Origin of the sequence: Nocardia sp. GCM10030253, from assembly GCF_042675075.1 — a bacterium.
Lineage (GTDB): Bacteria > Actinomycetota > Actinomycetes > Mycobacteriales > Mycobacteriaceae > Nocardia.
In genome coordinates, this window is the sequence record NZ_JBHTDL010000007.1 from 440,040 (window position 1) to 456,528 (window position 16,489).

Consider the following 16,489-nt stretch of genomic DNA (forward strand, 5'->3'; position numbering starts at 1 on the left):
GCAATTCACAGCGCGCCGAGAATTCCGTGCTGTGCCCGGTACTTCCGCAGAATCGGCTGTGCGGCACGCTCCAAGAGCGGTCTTGCCCGGCGGAGCAACTCGGGTGCCAACATTGCCCTTCGCGGCCTCGTGCCGCTCAGGCACCGAGCGGTGCCCGTCGGGCGATCACCTTCCGATACGAGATTCGCCAGCCGCCGCCGTCACGGACGACCACATCGTCGTACCCGACGCTGCGACTGGTTCCGTCGGCGTGGATGCCGATGCCCTTGGATTGCACCCGCACCGAGTCACCGTCCGCGTCGGCGATGACGACATTGGTGATGTGATGACCCACCGGGTTCGCATCGCCCAGCCTGATCGCGGCGTCGCGCAATGCTGGGATCCCGCGCAGTTCGCCGAGGCCGAAGTCGCTCAGTTCATAGATGATTCCGGCCGTGAACAGCTCATCCATGCGATCGAACTCCCCGGCGTCCATGAGATGACCGTGCCGCGCGATCAAGTCGGTGATCTCGATCCTGTCCTGTGCCGACAGCGTCATGTGACGACCTCCTGCCGCCTCGCTCGTGCCATAAGATGAGGCATAGTCCGGTTATCCGACACAGTAACGGACCGTGTCCCCGGTTAGCAAGGGAGGCGGCGACGGCAATGCGCGAAACACCTTCCGGCGCAGCGCGGCCGATGCGCGCCGACGCAAGGCGCAACTACGAGCGACTGCTCGACCAGGCCCGAATCGCCTTCGCCGAGCATGGCGTAGACGCATCCCTCGACGACATCGCCCGTCGGGCGGGCGTCGCCAGCGGAACCCTTTATCGTCACTTCCCGACCCGCCTGGACTTGATCGAAGCCGTTTTGGGCGAACGTGTCACCGAACTCGCCGAGCTGGGCCGCAGCCTGATGGACGAGCCGGATACCGCTGTAGCTCTTGCCACGTGGCTTCGCGCCGCGATCAACCACGCACTCACCTTCCGCGGCCTCTCCGCCGCGGTCATGAATTCCGCGATCGACGGCGGCGACGAGCTGGTATCCGCCTGGCACGCAGAGACATTCGCCGTGGGGGCAGCATTACTGGACCGTGCCAGGCAGTCAGGCACTGTCACCGCATCCGCCCAGGACACAGACGTGCTTCGAATGGTCGGCGCGATCGCCTGGGCGGCTCAGGACGCGCAAGACCCCACCGCCCAGGCAGACCGCCTTCTGACACTGCTCCTCAACGGGCTGCGCCCCGACCCATCGCAGCCCTGATCACCGCGACCCACCGTCACTCGATCCCGCGTGAGTGGCACACCATCGAGAGCCCATGACGGAAACTCCGCGGCCATGTGCCACTCACCGACGAGCAACGGAACGTGTTACGGCGTGTGCTGGTTGGCGACGGCGGGGATGGGCTCGTACAGCACTACCGCCCAGGGGGATTCGGGAGTTGGGCGGACGGAGGTACGGCGTTCGTGCGGTCCGGTGACCGGGTCGGCGGCGGTGAAGCCCGCGACGCGCAGTCGGGCGAGGGTGGCGTCCAGGTCGGCGACCTTTGCGGCCAAGGACGGGGTGTCGCCTTCCCGGTCGGCGCCCGCGAGCATGACTCGGGTCGGGCCGATGTCGAACTGTGCCCAACGGTCGCTGTCGACGAATGTCGCCGTCGTGCCGAATACCGCGGTGAGCAGGTCGATCGCGGCGGTCAGGTTGTCGGCGGGGAAGATAGTGCCGAGGCGTTCTACTGTCATCGGTTGGCTTCCAAGGCTCGGCGGAGTGCGGAGAAGGCAGCGCTGGCGGCTTCCTTAGCGTCGGACAGGGTGTCGGCCATGCTGAAGAATCCATGGAACTGGCCGTCGTAGCGGATCACTTCGGCGTGCACACCGGACTCCTGAAGTCGCACGCCGTATTCTTCGCCCTCGTCGCGCAGCGGGTCGAACTCCGCGGTCACGATGTGCGCCGGTGGCAGTCCGGACATGTCGGATGCGCGCAGCGGTGCGGCGTAGGGATGGTCGGCGTCGCCGTCGGATCCCAGGTATTGCTCCCAGTACCACCGCAAATGGTCGTCAGTGACGAAGTATCCGCGTGCATTGTCCCGGTAGGACACCGTGTTTCTGGCCGGGTCGAGCATCGGATAGACCAGGAGCTGGAAGACGACGGTGGGGCCGTTGCGGTCTCTGGCCATCAATGTCGCTGCGGCGGCAAGGTTTCCGCCGGAGCTGTCACCGGCGACCGCGACCGTGGCCGGGTCGCCGCCGATCGAACCCGCATGTTCAGCGGCCCATTTCAGGGCAGCGTAGGCATCCTCGGCGGCAGCCGGGAACCGATGCTCGGGCGCCTGCCGGTAGTCGACGGACACCACGATCGCACCGACGCCGTTGGCCATGGACCGACACAACTGGTCGTGGCTGTCGAGGCTGCAGATCACGAACCCGCCACCGTGGAAGAAGACCACGACGGGCAACTGTGTGGTCGTGTCAGCGGCACCGATCAGGTCTGATTCCGCATCGGTCACCGACGAGGCCGTCTCGCGCGGCGGTATCGCAGGCCGGTAGATCCGCACTCGGACGTCCGGCGCGCCCACGGGGCCTGGGACCAGGCGCTCCTCGACCTGCCCGACCGGGATCGGTTCGACGGCGGCCGCCGGGCGCGCCGCGAGGATGCGGCGCGCCTCGGTGGCGTCCTGAATTTCGGTGCCCAACCGGGGAAACGATGCGGTAGCCAGGTCGACGATCACCTGCGCTTCGGGTTTCAGCGGCATCTCCCGATCCTCACGCCTCGCCCGCGGCGACACCCGGCATCGCACCCGGCGGAATGAACTGTCCCGCGGATAGTCCCCCATCGATGGCCAGTTCGGCACCGGTGATGAAGGCCGATGCATCGGAGGCGAGGAACGCCACCAGATCCGCCACCTCGCTCGGCAGACCGACTCGCCCCAGTGGCAGCGAAGGGAAGCTGCCCGGCCCGGTGCTCAAGCCGAGGTGCCCGATCATCGGGGTGGCGATCGGCCCCGGATGCACCGAGTTCACCCGAATACCGAGCGGGCCGAGCTCTAGCGCGGCCGTCTTGGTCAGTCCACGCAAGCCCCATTTCGACGCGCCGTACGCGGAATGCCCCATCAGTCCCTGCAATCCGGCCTGCGACGAAATATTGATGATGGATCCGCCGCCCGCGGCACGCATCGGCTCGATGACCGCCTGCATCCCGAGGAAGGAGCCGATGAGGTTGATCCGCAGAATGCGTTCCAGCTCCTCGGCGGTGGTGTCGGTGAGCGGCTTGGCGGTATAGATGGCCGCATTGTTCACCAGCACATCGAGCCGCCCGAACTCGCGCGCCGCGGTCTCGACGGCAGCAGCCCAATCGGACGCGCTGCTCACATCGTGACGAACGAAACGTGCGGCGTCACCGATGGATTCGGCAATCTCTTTGCCCTCGGGTTCCAAAACGTCGGTCAGCACGACGCTGCCACCGGATGCGGCGACGAGGCGCGCTTCTTCCGCACCCTGGCCTCGGGCAGCGCCGGTGATCAGGACTACCTTGCCGGTCAGATCGGTCATATCGAGCTCCTTGCTAATCGAGCGGCCTCAGCCCTTGCGGAAATGCGGGATGACCTTTTCGCCCCAGTGCCGGATGGTTTCCAGGCACGCTTCCTGCGGCACGGTGCCCATCTGGATCAGGCAGAGGATTTCGTCGGCGCCCGCCGCCTGGAGCCGCTCGACGTAGGCGATCGCGTCCTCGGGGCTGCCGTAGGCGTGTTCGGCATTGAAAACCGAAGTGGCGCCTGCCTTCACCGGGATCTTGGCTTCGTGCAGGTAGGCGACGTGATCGTCGGCGGCCTGCTTGATCTTGGCCACCTCGTCGACGGTAGGGTCGACGGCTTCATCCGGGACCGGGCCCGCGCCGTACCAGTGCTTGATGGACTGGGCGAAGAAGCGCTGGCCGCGTGCACCGATCTGCTGGGCCTGCTCCCGATCGTCGAGGACGATGGTCGGGCACAGCGCGGCGAAGTGGTCATTGACGACAGTGGAGACGAACTTCTCCCCAGTGCGCGCCGCGATGGCCGCATCGTAGGTGCGGCGCAGCTCGGCGATCTCCTCCACACCCGCGAAACCCAGTACCAGCGCACCGATTCCGTAATCGGCGGCCAGCTTCAGCGTGTCCTTCTTGGTGCACGCCATGAAAAGCGGCGGATGCGGCAGCTGGACCGGGCGCGGCAGCATCGGGTGCGGGTCGATATCGAGGAGCTCACCGTGCCACTCGAACTCGCCTTCGGGGTCCTGCCACGCCTTGCCGATGATCCGCAGCGACTCCTCCACCTCCTGGTAGGTGCGATCGGGGTCGACGCCGCACATGGAGGTCTCCTGCGGGGTGGCGCCGCGGCCCGCGCCGAGGTTCACCCGCCCGTTGGACAGCACGTCGAGCATGGCCGCGCGCTCGGCGGCCCGCACCGGATGGTTGAAGTTGAACGGCATGCACACCACGCCGTGGCCGATGCGGATCCGTTCGGTGCGCGCGGCCACCCAGGTCAGGAAGATCTCCGGGGCGCTCATGTGCGCATACCACTTCAACCCGTGATGCTCGACCGCCCAGACGGTGTCGAAACCCATCTCCTCGGCCAGCACCGCCTGCTCGACGCAGTCGCGCAACACCTGCCGTTCGTGATCGGCAGACGGGTTGGTCATTTGTGCCTCGAAGATCATCGAGAACTTCATGCATTGCCTCCACTTCTCAATATGCCTAGTAGAAATATTTCCGATGCTCTCGTGGAGGTCAGGTGCATGTCTCGGTGGATGGGACTGTGCGGGCTCGCGCCACTGTCGCACCCCTAGCGTTCGGAGGTGACGCTGGAGAAAGGATTGGGCCAAGTGGGTCGACTCGATGGCAAGGTCGCACTGATCACCGGTGGCGCACGCGGGATGGGCGCCGAGCACGTCCGCCGCTTCGTCGCCGAGGGTGCGCGGGTGGTGTTCGGTGATGTGCTCGACACGGAGGGCAAGCAGCTCGAATCCGAGATCGGAGCCGACTGCCACTATGTGCACCACGACGTGACCAGCGAAGCGGACTGGACTGCCGCGGTGGCCACGGCGCTGGCGAAATACGGCAAGCTCGACGTGCTGGTCAACAATGCGGGAATCCTGCGATTCCAGCCGATCGCCGAGATGAGCCTTGCCGATTTCACCACCATCATGACCGTGAACGTCACCGGCGCGTGGCTGGGCATCAAGACGGCGACACCCGCACTGACCGCGGCAGGCGGTGGCTCGATCGTGAACATCTCCTCGGTCGAGGGTTTCATCGGCGCCGCGAACCTATCTGCCTACAGTGCAAGCAAATTCGCGATTCGTGGCCTGACGAAGTCGGCCGCGCGCGAGCTCGGCAAGCACGGGATCCGGGTCAATTCGATTCACCCCGGCGGCATCGCCACACCGATGACGGCGGCCGCGGGCTCCGGCGTCGACGGCAGCAAATTCTTCGCCGGACTGCCGATTTCACGCTGGGGCCAGCCCGAGGAGGTCTCCGAGGCCGCGGTGTACCTGGCGTCGGAAGGCGCGAGCTACTGCACCGGCACCGAGATCGTCGTCGACGGCGGCATGCTCACCGGCGCGGGTTACTGATCAAACGTGAACGACAAGGAGGTGGCGATGTCCGAGGAACACGGGTACGACGTCGTGGTTGTTGGTTCGGGTGCCGCGGGCATGACCGCGGCGCTGACCGCCGCGTATCGCGGACTGTCGGTGGTGCTGATCGAAAAGAGCAGCAGCTTCGGCGGTTCCACCGCCCGCTCCGGCGGCGGCGTGTGGATCCCCAACAATCCGGTACTGGTGCGTGAGGGTGTCCCCGACAGCCCGGACTTGGCCCGCGTCTACCTGAAATCCGTGGTCGGCGACCGGGTTCCGCAGGAGAAGCAGGACGCGTTCCTGGACAACGGTCCGCGCATGATGACCTACCTCGGCACGCGCACCGGCCACCTCCAGTTCGTTTACGACCGGGGCTATTCCGACTATCACCCGGAGCTGCCCGGTGGACTGGCGCAGGGACGCAGCATCGAACCGGCGATCGTCGACGGTCGGCTGCTCGGCGACGACCTGGACAAGATCAACCGGCCGACCATGTCCGGCCCCAAGGGAATCGCGTTCACCGTCAGCGACTTCCACGACCTCAATATGATCGCGCGAACCTGGAAGGGCAAGCGCACCGCCATGAAGGTCGGGGTACAGGCGGTGCTGAACAAGCTGCGCGGGCGGCTACCGCTGAGTCTCGGCAAGGCCCTGGTGGCCCGGCTCTGGCTGGCGCTGCGGGATGCGAACGTGCCGGTGTGGCTGAATACGCCGCTCACCGAGCTGATCACCGACGACGGCACGGTCGTCGGCGTGCGTGCCGAGCGCGACGGTGTGCCGATCACCATTCGGGCCCGGCGCGGTGTCGTGCTCGCCGCAGGCGGCTTCGAGCACAACCTCGAGATGCGACAGCAGTTCTTCACCGGACCGGTGAGCACCGACTGGACCGTCGGCGCTACCGAGAATGTCGGCGAGGGCATTCGCGCCGGTGAAAATGTCGGTGGCGCACTGGATCTGATGGACGATGCCTGGTGGGGACCTTCGGTCCGCAACCCGGACGGTCCGCCGTTCTTCTGCCTGGCCGAACGCTCCCAGCCCGGCGCCATCATGGTCAACGACGCGGGCGAGCGCTTCACCAACGAATCGGCCAGCTATGTGGACGTGGTGCACACCATGTACGAGCAGCACGCCAAGGGCGTCGGCCACGTCCCCGCGCACTTCATCATGGACCAGCGCTTCCGCGACAGGTACCTGTTCCTCGGCACCTTCCCGAAACAGGCCATCCCGCAGAAGTATTACGACGCCGGGATCATCAAGAAGGCCGATACCCTCGCCGAACTGGCCGACAAGATCGGCGTGCCTGCCGACGCACTGGCCGCAACCGTCGACCGGTTCAACGGATTTGCGCGCGCGGGTCGTGACGAGGACTTCCATCGCGGCGAATCCGCCTACGACCGCTACTACGGCGACCCCACCGTCACGCCGAACCCGTGTCTCGCCCCGATCGACCAGGGTCCGTTCTACGCGGTCGAAATGGTCCCCGGCGACCTCGGCACCAAGGGCGGTCTCGTCACCGACGAGCACTCCCGGGTGCTGCGCGCCGACGGCGCCGCGATCTCGGGACTCTATGCGGCGGGCAACAATTCGGCCGCCGTGATGGGCAACAGCTACGCCGGTGCCGGCGCGACGATCGGCCCGGCCATGGTGTTCGGCTACATCGCCGCCAACCATCTGGCCGACCTCGAGCCGAAGACCGCCTGATGTCACAGATAGCAGTCGACCTACCCGGCCGATTCCGCAGAACAGGAGCATGACGTGGACAGAGTGAGTGGCAAGACCGTGATCGTGTCGGGTGGGGCGCGCGGGATGGGCGCCGCATTCGCCCGCCGTCTCGTCGCCGAAGGCGCCGCCGTCGTCGTGGCGGATGTCCTGGTCGACGAGGGCGAGGCGGTCGCCGCCGAGCTCGGTGAGCGTGCACTGTTCGTCCCACTCGATGTCACCGACGAAGCCGCGTGGAACGCCGCCGTCACCGCGGCCGAACGCGCCTTCGGCCCGGTCTCCGGCCTGATCAACAATGCGGGCATCGTGCACGTCGACCCTATCGAGAAGCTGGCCGAGGCCGACTACCGCCGGGTGATCGACGTGAACCAGGTCGGGGTCTTCCTCGGCATGAAAGCCGTTGTCGCGTCGATGCGTCGGGCCGGTGGCGGCTCGATCGTGAATATCTCCTCGATCGGCGGCATCATCGCCTTCAGCAACATCCTCGGCTATGTGGCCTCCAAGTGGGCGGTGCGCGGTATGACGAAGGCCGCGGCCCAAGAGTTCGGCGTCGACGGAATCCGGGTCAATTCCGTGCATCCCGGCGTCGTCGCCACCGAGATGACCGCGACCTCCGAGCGCTCCAACTCGATGGTGCACGACCTGCCGCTGCCTCGTGCGGCCGCACCGGACGAGCTGGCGAGCCTGGTGTTGTTCCTGATCTCCGACGAGGCAAGTTACTGCACCGGCTCCGAATTCGTCGCCGACGGCGGCTACACCACCAAATGAAGCAAGGACAAACCCTGTGAAGAACTTTCAGGACAAGGTCGCCGTCATCACCGGCGCGGGCGCGGGCATCGGGCGTGCCCTTGCGGTGGAACTGGCCCGCAATGGCGCGAAACTGGCGTTGTCCGGCCGAAATCTGGCCAATGTCACCGAGACAGCCGCACTGTGTGAGCAGGCGGGCGCCAAGGCTCGCGCCTACAAGCTCGACGTGACCGACCGCGCCGCGTTCTACCAGCACGCCGATGAGGTCCAGTCCGACTTCGGCCCAGCCAATCTCGTGGTCAACAATGCGGGCGTCTCGCTCACCGCCAATGTCGAGGAGCTGAGCTGGGAGGACTTCGAGTGGATCGTCAACATCAACTTCTGGGGCGTGATGTACGGCACCAAAGCCTTTCTGCCGCAGGTCATCGCCTCCGGTGACGGCCACATCGCCAATGTCTCCAGCATGTTCGGCCTTGCCGCCTGCCCGAGCCAAGGCGCTTACAACGCAACGAAATTCGGTATCCGCGGCTTCACCGATGCCCTGCGCCAGGAAATGAAGATCGCGGGCTACCCGGTGGGGGTGAGCAGCGTGCACCCCGGCATGATCAAGACCGAAATCGCCTGGAAGGCTCGGGCGGGCGGCGATCGCGACCGCGACGCGCTCGCCGCGAACTTCGACAAGCTGGCGAAAACCACTCCCGAATCCGCCGCCACCACCATCCTGCGCGGCATCCGCAAGGACAAGGCCAAGATCCTTATCGGCGCCGATGCTCGCGTCATCGATCTGCTGCCAAGAATTTTCGGCTCCGGCTACCAGCGCATCATCACCGCTCAGATGAAGAAGGAAGTCTCGTAACGTCAGTCGAGCGCGGCGGCGCCGGCTCGTGGATATGGACATGCATGAGAACTCCGTTGTCCCCGGAAGTCGCCATTGACTCCCCAGACACCGAGTCTGCGCCACCGACCACCGATTTCCATGAGTAGCGAACTACCTGTCTTGCGTCGAATCAGCGCAGGTCAGACCGCTTCTGGACGAGCGAAACAAGTAGTTCGGCAGCGGCGGTAGACAGCCGCCGACTACCCGGGATGCCCCGCCGCGCGGATGAGTTTGCGCCCGAGGTCGCGCAACATTTCCACCATCTCCGGCGGCTCGCGCACTTCGAATTCCAAGCCGAGGTGCGCGATGCGCACAGCGGCCCATTCCAGGGAATCGGCGCTGGTGCGCAGCAGGCAACTGTGGTCGTCGATCGGTTCCACCTCCTCGGCTCGGACGCGGAAACTCTCTATCAGTTCCGACGCGGGGGCACGCACGAGGAACACGACGGTGCGCATCGGGCGGGAATGCGCCAGCGAGCGGGCGACGAATGCGCCCGCATCTTCGGCGGGCAATTCCCTCGGTGCGCACCACACACCGATCGGCCGCGGTTCCTCGATCCGATCCAGTCGGAAGGTTCGCCAGTCCGCGCGATCGACATCCCACGCAACCAGGTACCAGCGCTGGCCCGCGGACACCAGACTGTGCGGTTCGGCAAGTCGTCGCGTCTGCGCATCGGTCTTGTCGCGATAGTGGAACCGGATTCGTTCCCGATCACGGGCGGCGCCGGCCAGCACGACCAGGGTTTCGGGATCGACCACGGGCCCGGCGGCCGGTCCACCCAGCGACACGGTCGCGGAGTCCACCGCATCCACTCGTCGACGCAGCCGCGAGGGCAGTACCTGCTGCAGCTTCACCAGCGCCCTGGCAGCGGACTCCTCGATCCCGGCGACCGCGCCCTTGGCGGCGCTGCGCAGGCCAAGGGTGATGGCGACCGCCTCCTCGTCGTCGAGCAGCAGCGGTGGCAGTGCGGCGCCCGCTTCGAGGCGGTAGCCGCCGACCGAGCCGAGGCCGGCGTGCACGGGGTATTCCAGCGCGCGCAGGCGCTCGATATCGCGGCGCACCGTGCGCACGGTGACGCCCAACCGGTCGGCCAATTCAGGCCCGGTCCACTCGCGGCGGGTCTGCAACAGCGACAGCAGTTGGAGTAGGCGGGCGGCGGTCTCGGTCACCGAGCCAGTATCGCCCCGAATGAGGACCGAACCCGACCTCATTGGTACCTACGGTGGCGATTGTGAACGCAGACCGAGACACCATCCAGATCATCGGGGCCCGCGGCAACAACCTGCGCAATATCTCGCTCGCCATCCCCAAAGGCAAGATCGTCGTCTTCACCGGCGTATCCGGCTCGGGCAAGTCGTCGGTGGTCTTCGGCACCGTCGCCGTGGAATCGCAGCGACAACTCAACGAGACCTTTACCTGGTTCATTCGTAACCGGCTGCCCAAGTACGAGCGACCCGAGGCCGATGTCATCGACAACCTGGCGCCCGCGGTGGTGGTCGACCAGAAGCCGATCGGCGGCAATTCCCGCTCCACCGTGGGCACCATGACCGATATCCAGTCGATCATCCGGGTGCTTTTTTCCCGGCACAGCGAGCCGAGCGCGGGCGAGGCCACTCGCTACTCGTTCAACGACCCGCTCGGCATGTGCGCGGAATGCGGCGGGCTAGGCCATGTGGTGCGGCCGGACCTCGACAAACTCCTCGACACCGATAAGACCCTCAACGAAGGCGCCATCCAATTCCCGCCGTTCGCGGTGGGCACCTTCCAGTGGCAGATATTCGCCGAATCCGGACTCTTCGACCCAGACAAGCCATTACGGGATTTCACCGCAGAGGAGTGGCAATTGTTCTTGCGCGGCAGCGGTTTTCGGGTGCCGCGCCTGAATAGGACCGGCTCGCAAGGCCACAATGCCTACGAGGGGCTGCTGGAGCGGTTCGACCGGCTCTACATCAAGCGTGATCTCAGCGGGCTGTCCGACAAGAACCGGGCCGCGGCCATGGCAGTGGTCAGCGAACAGATCTGCCCCGCATGCGGCGGCGCCCGGCTCAACGCCGCCGCACTGGCCGGCCGGATCGGCGGGCTCGGCATCGCCGACTACGGGCGGATGGAGGTGTCGGACCTGATCGAAACGCTGGCCGCCCTGGACGATCCGGTCGCCGCACCCATCGCCCGCGCCGCCGTGGCCCGGTTGCGCCGGATCGTGGAGGTCGGGCTCGGCTACCTCTCTCTGGACCGCGAGACCTCCACGCTCTCGGGCGGAGAAGCGCAGCGGCTCAAGGTCGTCCGGCATCTCGGGTCCAGTCTGACCGGGATGACCTACATCTTCGACGAACCGAGCGTGGGCATGCACCCGCGCGATGTGGGGCGACTGAACCACCTGTTGATCCAGTTGCGCGACAAGGGAAATACCGTGCTTGTGGTCGAACACTCCCCCGATGTCATCGCCGTCGCGGACCACATCGTCGATATGGGGCCCGGCGCGGGCGGGCACGGCGGGCAGGTCGTATTCGAGGGCACGGTCGACAAACTGCGCACCTCGGGCACACTGACCGGCGAACGGTTGCGGCGAGTGCAACCGGTGAAGAGTGCGGCGCGAACGCCGACCGGCTGGCTCACCGTCACCGACGCCCAGCGGCACAACTTGAAGAACCTCACCGCACGATTCCCCACGGGTGTACTCACCGCCGTCACCGGCGTGGCGGGTTCGGGCAAGAGCACATTGGTATCCGGCGCATTCGTTGCCGCGCACCCGGAGACGATCGCGGTCGACCAGTCGGCGATCGCTGCCTCCCGACGGTCCAGTCCGGCAACCTACACCGGCATCATGGACCCGATGCGGCAGCTGTTCGCCAAGGAACACGGCGTCCGGCCGGGGCTTTTCAGTTTCAACTCCGACGGCGCCTGCGCCGAATGCGGCGGCGCCGGAGTCATTTTCACCGACCTGGCGTACATGGACCCGATCACCACCGTCTGCCAGGCCTGTCATGGCCGCCGCTACCGAGCCGAGGTGCTCGGATATACGGTGCGCGGTGCGTCCATCGCCGATGTCTTGGACATGACGGCGGAGCAGGCCCTCGACTTCTGGAACGGCGACGCGAGCAACAAGATTCGGACCCCGCTTCGTTCGCTCAACGAGGTCGGCCTCGGCTACCTGACGCTCGGCCGTTCGCTCAGCTCACTCTCGGGCGGCGAACGCCAACGCATCAAACTGGCCGATCATCTGCACCGCAGTGGCGGCATCTACGTGCTCGACGAGCCGACGACCGGGTTGCATATGGCTGATGTCGATACGCTGATCGCGCTGCTGGACCGCGTCGTCGACGCCGGAAACACCGTCATCGTCATCGAACACGACCTGGAAGTCGTCAAACGCGCGGACCGGGTCATCGACCTCGGCCCCGACGGCGGCAAACATGGCGGCGAGATCATCTTCACCGGGACGCCTGCGGCGTTGTTGGACAACCAGCGTTCGATCACGGCGGACTATCTGCGGCGCAGCGTGGCGTAGCCCGGCTTGCGCAGCCACTGATCGCCGAATGCGCCCGAGGTCAGGGTGTCGGCAATCGGGCTGCCCCATCGCCGACCAACCTCGGCACCAGGTCCGCCTCACCCGCCGCGGTGCCGAAGCCACCGCCCTCGCCAACCGCGTCGCCGCCGGGGTCGAAGCCGAGTGGGCCGCCCATCTCGGCGCCCGCCCCATGACCCAGCTGCGCAGTGCCCTAGAGCAGCTCCGCGACCTCACCGACCCGTACGCCTGACCGCAGGGCAACAGAGGTCGGTGTCAGCACGTCTTGCTGACCGGGACGTTCCATACGCCTATGAGGCGCCAGCGGGCAGGCTGAAATCGCGCAGGCCCCGCGATTGTGTCGCACACAAACCGGGAGTCGGGACATTCGCAGGCCGATCGGCGGCCGGGATTGCGCCCGGCGGGCCGGTGACCGCCCCGAGTCGCCTGCCGAGCGTGGGGTGGCTGCCGAGAACGTGCTGACGAAGGAGTGACTTAACGCTTCCCCTGCCTGGAGGCAGGAGATTTCCAGCTCAGACCGCAACCGAACCACCCACCCGAGGGAGGTGACCCGCTTGTCTCACATCGTCGACACTGTTGTGGCCGCGTTCTGCCACGGCCAGAATCACTCTGGCAGCGTTCCGGTCCCGACCGGCGGTGTAGCCGCAGTCGGGGCATCGGAAAGTTCTCTCGCACAGCTCCAGTCGCTTGGTTCTCGCGAAACAGTCACTGCACGTCATCGTCGTATAGGCGGGCTGAACCAACACCACCTTCCGGCCAGCCCGCACACCACATTCGATCAACTCCCGCTTCGCCCCACCGATCGCCGCGTCCGCAGCCTTGCGGGCAATCGTGGACTTCGCCAGGAACTTCGGCCGGAAATCCTCCACCGCAATCAGCCCATGATGGGCGACAACACGTTTCGCCCACACCCGCGAATCATGTCGGGTTTGCCGCGCCGCTTTCTTGTGCAGCTTCGCAGCCTGGCGGGCGGCCCGCCGGTAGCCGCCGGAGGACGGGCCTCGCATGCCGCTGTGCCGGCGAGCCATACGGCGTTGCGCTTTCGCAAGTTCCGCCGCGCACCGTTTCCGATGCCCCAGAAAGGGCAGATCGAACTCGGAGTCGGTGGTCGTAGCCGTGACGCTCACACCCCAATCGACACCGACACCACCGTCTGCTACCGGGACGGGTTCCACCGCACGGCGGACGACGAACGAGGCATACCAATGGCCCAAACTGTCGCGGGTGATACGGACAGACGTCGGGTCCGACGGCAGCTCCCGGGACCACACGACCGGGATGGAAACCCCTTTCGGCAGGAGCAGCCTGCCCGCGCGGATGGAGAACCCGCGCACGGTGTATTCCAGCGACGGCAGCGCCTGCTTACGCGGTTTGAACCTCGGCCGGCCACGTCCTTTCACCGTGAACGAATGGTCCAGGGCTCGCGCATAGGTACGCAGCGTCTGCTGCTGCGCGACCTGCGACCCCTCCCGCAACCACGCGCTCCGGCCGCGCGCTTCGGTAAGCAACTTCCCGAGCTTGCTGAAAGTCAGACCTCCACCCGACTTCTGTTGATGCACAGCCTCATTCCACAGAAATCGGCACCGATGCCACTCCGAGACCAGCGCCCGCTCCGCCTGCACGCCAGGGCGCAAGCGATAGCTGTAGCGCACCACCTCATCCACACCCCACAACTTAACCAACACCACCGACACATCCTCGCGACCCAACCCCTGAAAGGAGGATGGCGCTTTACCTTCCCCGCAAACAAGGGAGTAACAGCGCCAAACACCCAATGACGACCGGAGTGGAGCATGTGGACCGACCGGAACTTGCCGCTGTGGAGAGAACCGCACCATCGGTTGCCGAACTCGACGGCGCCTGCACGCTGTCGCGGGATCGGATCGGAGGGAAGGCGTGGAGCGTGAATCACATGCGCACGCTCGGGCTTCCCGTCCCGCCCGCCTTCGCGCTGACGACCGACGCGTGGGCCGAATTCGGGGTGAGCGGGGTGCTCGACGCGGAGATCTGGGCGGGAGTGCGTGCCGGAATCGCCACGCTGGAACGCGGTACGGGTCGGGAATTCGGCTCGACCGAACGCCCGCTGTTGGTGTCGGTGCGCTCCGGCGCCGCGGTGAGTATGCCGGGGATGATGGACACGGTGCTCAATCTCGGCATGAACGCGGAGGTCGAGCGGGCGCTCGTTACGGAGACGCGAAACCCGGGGTACGCGAGCGATACTCGCCGCCGCTTCCTCGACCAGTACCGCGAGATCGTGCTCGGTGATTCGAACGGCGTGGTGCCCGAAGACCCGTGGGAGCAACTACGAGGCGCGATCACCGCCGTGTTCCGATCGTGGGATTCCGCGCGCGCCAAGACATATCGCCGCACCCGCGGCGTATCCGACGAGCTCGGGACCGCGGTCACCGTGCAGGCCATGGTGTTCGGCAATCTCGATGCGCTCTCCGGGACCGGGGTGCTGTTCAGCAGGAACCCGAACACCGGCGAGCGGCCCGTCTTCGGTGAGTGGCTGATCGGTGGGCAGGGTGAGGATGTCGTGTCCGGCCGTACCACCCCGCGCCCGCTCGACGAGCTGGCCATCACGCTGCCCGAGGTGCACGCTCAGCTCATCGCGGCGGCCTTACTGCTCGAGCGCGACGGCCGCGATATCCAGGACATCGAGTTCACCGTCGAATCCGGCAGGCTCTGGCTTTTGCAGTCACGACCCGCGAAACGCTCTGCGCGCGCGGCAGTCCGCGCCGCCGTCGCCATGGCGGGCGAGGGTCTCATCGATACTGATGAGGCGTTGCGGCGAGTCACCGCCGACCAGGTGCACACCGTCCTGCGCCCTGCCTCCAGCGACAATGCCGGGCTGCGGCCACTGGCCAGTGGCGAGTCCGCCTGTCCTGGGCTGGCGTCCGGTGTCGTGGTGACCGATCCCGACGAGGCCGAAGCCCGATCTGCGGCGGGCGAGCAAGTTATCCTGGTCCGCCCGACCACCAGCCCCGACGACCTGCACGGCATGATCGCCGCACTGGCCATCGTCACCGAACTCGGCGGCGCCACTTCCCATGCCGCGCTGGTCAGCCGGGAACTCGGCCGTCCGTGTGTGGTCGGTTGTGGCCCAGGCGTTGTCGACGCACTCGTCGGGCGCATCGTCACCGTCGACGGCGGCGCCGGAACCGTCTGGCCGGGCCAGGTCACCGGCAAACCGGTCGACGACTCGGTTATCGAGGATATCGCGCGCCTTGCCGGACTGGCCGGAGTCGACCCGGCCCAGCTGCCCGCGTTCTTGTCCGGCGAAACATCGGCTGCCGCCGAAACGAACTCGACGCCAACATATTCCGTTGGCATCAAGCAGGTATCGGAACTCGGCATGCTGCGCCTGATCGGAATCAAGGGCCGGGTCAAGCCGGACGCCATGGCGTCCAGCCTCGGGCTCGTCGAATCCGAAGCCGCCTCGCACAGTGCGGGTTTCGTCGCGCGTGGACTATGCGCGAGCACACCCGTCGGCGCGCGGCTGACCCCGGAAGGTCGCGAACATCTGACCCGTCTTCTCGAACAGGAGCGGGCCGATGTGGACCAGAATGTGATCGCCGCGGCCTACGATGAATTCTGCGAGTTCAATGCCGAGCTGAAAGAAATCATTACCGCCTGGCAGATGAAGGACGCGAGCACGGTGAACGATCACTCCGACACTTCGTACGACGCAGCGGTTTTGGACCGGCTCGCCACCACACATCAAGGGGTCGCACCTCTCGTCCGACGGATCGGCGCCATGGCGCCGCGCCTGGCGCACTACGTCGATCGCCTCGAGCTGGCGGTCGAGCGCATCAACGGCGGCGACCACTCCTGGGTGGCCCGGCCGATCATGGACAGCTACCACACCGTGTGGTTCGAGCTGCACGAAGACCTGATCGGCCTGTGCGGATTGAGCCGCGCCGACGAGGCCGCGGCGGGCAGAGCGCAGTAAACCGATGCGGACCGAGCCAACCAAGCCCGACGCGGGCCGAGCACAATAACCCGACGCGGGCCGAGCGCATTAGCGAGGATTCG

15 protein-coding genes are annotated in these 16,489 nt (G+C 66.3%); 8 read left to right on the top strand and 7 right to left on the bottom strand.

The genetic code is table 11. The annotated features are described in order from the left end of the window. Positions 1-136: 136 nt before the first annotated feature. Complete coding sequence (locus ACFQZZ_RS18030) at positions 137-538, bottom strand: nuclear transport factor 2 family protein (protein WP_378681557.1); 402 nt, start codon at positions 536-538, stop codon at positions 137-139. A 107-nt stretch (positions 539-645) separates the two neighbouring features. Between ACFQZZ_RS18030 and ACFQZZ_RS18035 the strand changes: the two genes are divergently transcribed. Further along, positions 646-1,242 (top strand): TetR/AcrR family transcriptional regulator, encoded by a 597-nt coding sequence (locus ACFQZZ_RS18035; RefSeq protein WP_378681560.1) that lies wholly within the window; start codon positions 646-648, stop codon positions 1,240-1,242. A gap of 107 nt (positions 1,243-1,349) precedes the next feature. Here ACFQZZ_RS18035 and ACFQZZ_RS18040 read toward each other — a convergent pair whose 3' ends face one another. The 4 genes from ACFQZZ_RS18040 to ACFQZZ_RS18055 are packed head-to-tail and all read right to left on the bottom strand — an operon-like array spanning position 1,350 to position 4,679. Next, positions 1,350-1,718, bottom strand: a complete 369-nt coding sequence (locus ACFQZZ_RS18040; protein WP_378681563.1) for a VOC family protein — start codon at positions 1,716-1,718, stop codon at positions 1,350-1,352. Next, complete coding sequence (locus ACFQZZ_RS18045) at positions 1,715-2,728, bottom strand: alpha/beta hydrolase fold domain-containing protein (protein WP_378681566.1); 1,014 nt, start codon at positions 2,726-2,728, stop codon at positions 1,715-1,717. The genes ACFQZZ_RS18040 and ACFQZZ_RS18045 overlap by 4 nt, the downstream gene beginning before the upstream one ends. A 10-nt stretch (positions 2,729-2,738) precedes the next feature. After that, the gene (locus tag ACFQZZ_RS18050; protein WP_378681568.1) at positions 2,739-3,524 is read right to left on the bottom strand and encodes a glucose 1-dehydrogenase; all 786 of its coding nucleotides are present in this window, start codon (positions 3,522-3,524) and stop codon (positions 2,739-2,741) included. Positions 3,525-3,551: 27 nt separating this feature from the next. Next, positions 3,552-4,679 carry an LLM class flavin-dependent oxidoreductase gene (locus ACFQZZ_RS18055; RefSeq protein ID WP_378681571.1) on the bottom strand — a complete coding sequence of 376 codons (1,128 nt, stop codon included), beginning with the start codon at positions 4,677-4,679 and terminating at the stop codon, positions 3,552-3,554. 153 nt (positions 4,680-4,832) lie between these two features. Here ACFQZZ_RS18055 and ACFQZZ_RS18060 point away from each other — a divergent pair, with 153 nt between their 5' ends. The 4 genes from ACFQZZ_RS18060 to ACFQZZ_RS18075 are packed head-to-tail and all read left to right on the top strand — an operon-like array spanning position 4,833 to position 8,907. Next, positions 4,833-5,582 carry a glucose 1-dehydrogenase gene (locus tag ACFQZZ_RS18060; protein WP_378681901.1) on the top strand — a complete coding sequence of 250 codons (750 nt, stop codon included), beginning with the start codon at positions 4,833-4,835 and terminating at the stop codon, positions 5,580-5,582. 27 nt (positions 5,583-5,609) lie between these two features. Beyond that, complete coding sequence (gene kstD / locus ACFQZZ_RS18065; protein WP_378681573.1) at positions 5,610-7,286, top strand: 3-oxosteroid 1-dehydrogenase; 1,677 nt, start codon at positions 5,610-5,612, stop codon at positions 7,284-7,286. Positions 7,287-7,340: 54 nt separating this feature from the next. Continuing rightward, positions 7,341-8,072, top strand: coding sequence for a glucose 1-dehydrogenase (locus tag ACFQZZ_RS18070; protein ID WP_378681576.1), 732 nt, complete (start codon positions 7,341-7,343; stop codon positions 8,070-8,072). 16 nt (positions 8,073-8,088) lie between these two features. Next, complete coding sequence (locus ACFQZZ_RS18075; protein WP_378681579.1) at positions 8,089-8,907, top strand: SDR family NAD(P)-dependent oxidoreductase; 819 nt, start codon at positions 8,089-8,091, stop codon at positions 8,905-8,907. Between the two features lie 221 nt (positions 8,908-9,128). Here ACFQZZ_RS18075 and ACFQZZ_RS18080 read toward each other — a convergent pair whose 3' ends face one another. Continuing rightward, positions 9,129-10,097, bottom strand: a complete 969-nt coding sequence (locus tag ACFQZZ_RS18080) for a helix-turn-helix transcriptional regulator (protein WP_378681582.1) — start codon at positions 10,095-10,097, stop codon at positions 9,129-9,131. Between the two features lie 62 nt (positions 10,098-10,159). Between ACFQZZ_RS18080 and ACFQZZ_RS18085 the strand changes: the two genes are divergently transcribed. Together ACFQZZ_RS18085 and ACFQZZ_RS18090 are read left to right on the top strand one after the other, a co-directional pair. After that, on the top strand, positions 10,160-12,436 hold the full coding sequence (locus ACFQZZ_RS18085) for an ATP-binding cassette domain-containing protein (protein WP_378681585.1): 2,277 nt from the start codon (positions 10,160-10,162) through the stop codon (positions 12,434-12,436). Positions 12,437-12,464: 28 nt separating this feature from the next. Beyond that, positions 12,465-12,686: a hypothetical protein gene (locus ACFQZZ_RS18090; protein ID WP_378681588.1), complete on the top strand. Its 222-nt coding sequence runs from the start codon at positions 12,465-12,467 to the stop codon at positions 12,684-12,686. A 280-nt stretch (positions 12,687-12,966) separates the two neighbouring features. Here the strand turns inward: ACFQZZ_RS18090 and ACFQZZ_RS18095 are convergent, their stop codons facing one another. Beyond that, entirely contained in the window at positions 12,967-14,142 is a 1,176-nt protein-coding gene (locus ACFQZZ_RS18095) for an RNA-guided endonuclease InsQ/TnpB family protein (RefSeq protein WP_378681591.1), read from the bottom strand. A gap of 107 nt (positions 14,143-14,249) precedes the next feature. Between ACFQZZ_RS18095 and ACFQZZ_RS18100 the strand changes: the two genes are divergently transcribed. After that, a complete protein-coding gene (locus ACFQZZ_RS18100) occupies positions 14,250-16,406 on the top strand; it encodes a pyruvate, phosphate dikinase (protein ID WP_378681594.1) in 2,157 nt (718 codons plus the stop codon). Positions 16,407-16,489 lie beyond the last annotated feature (83 nt).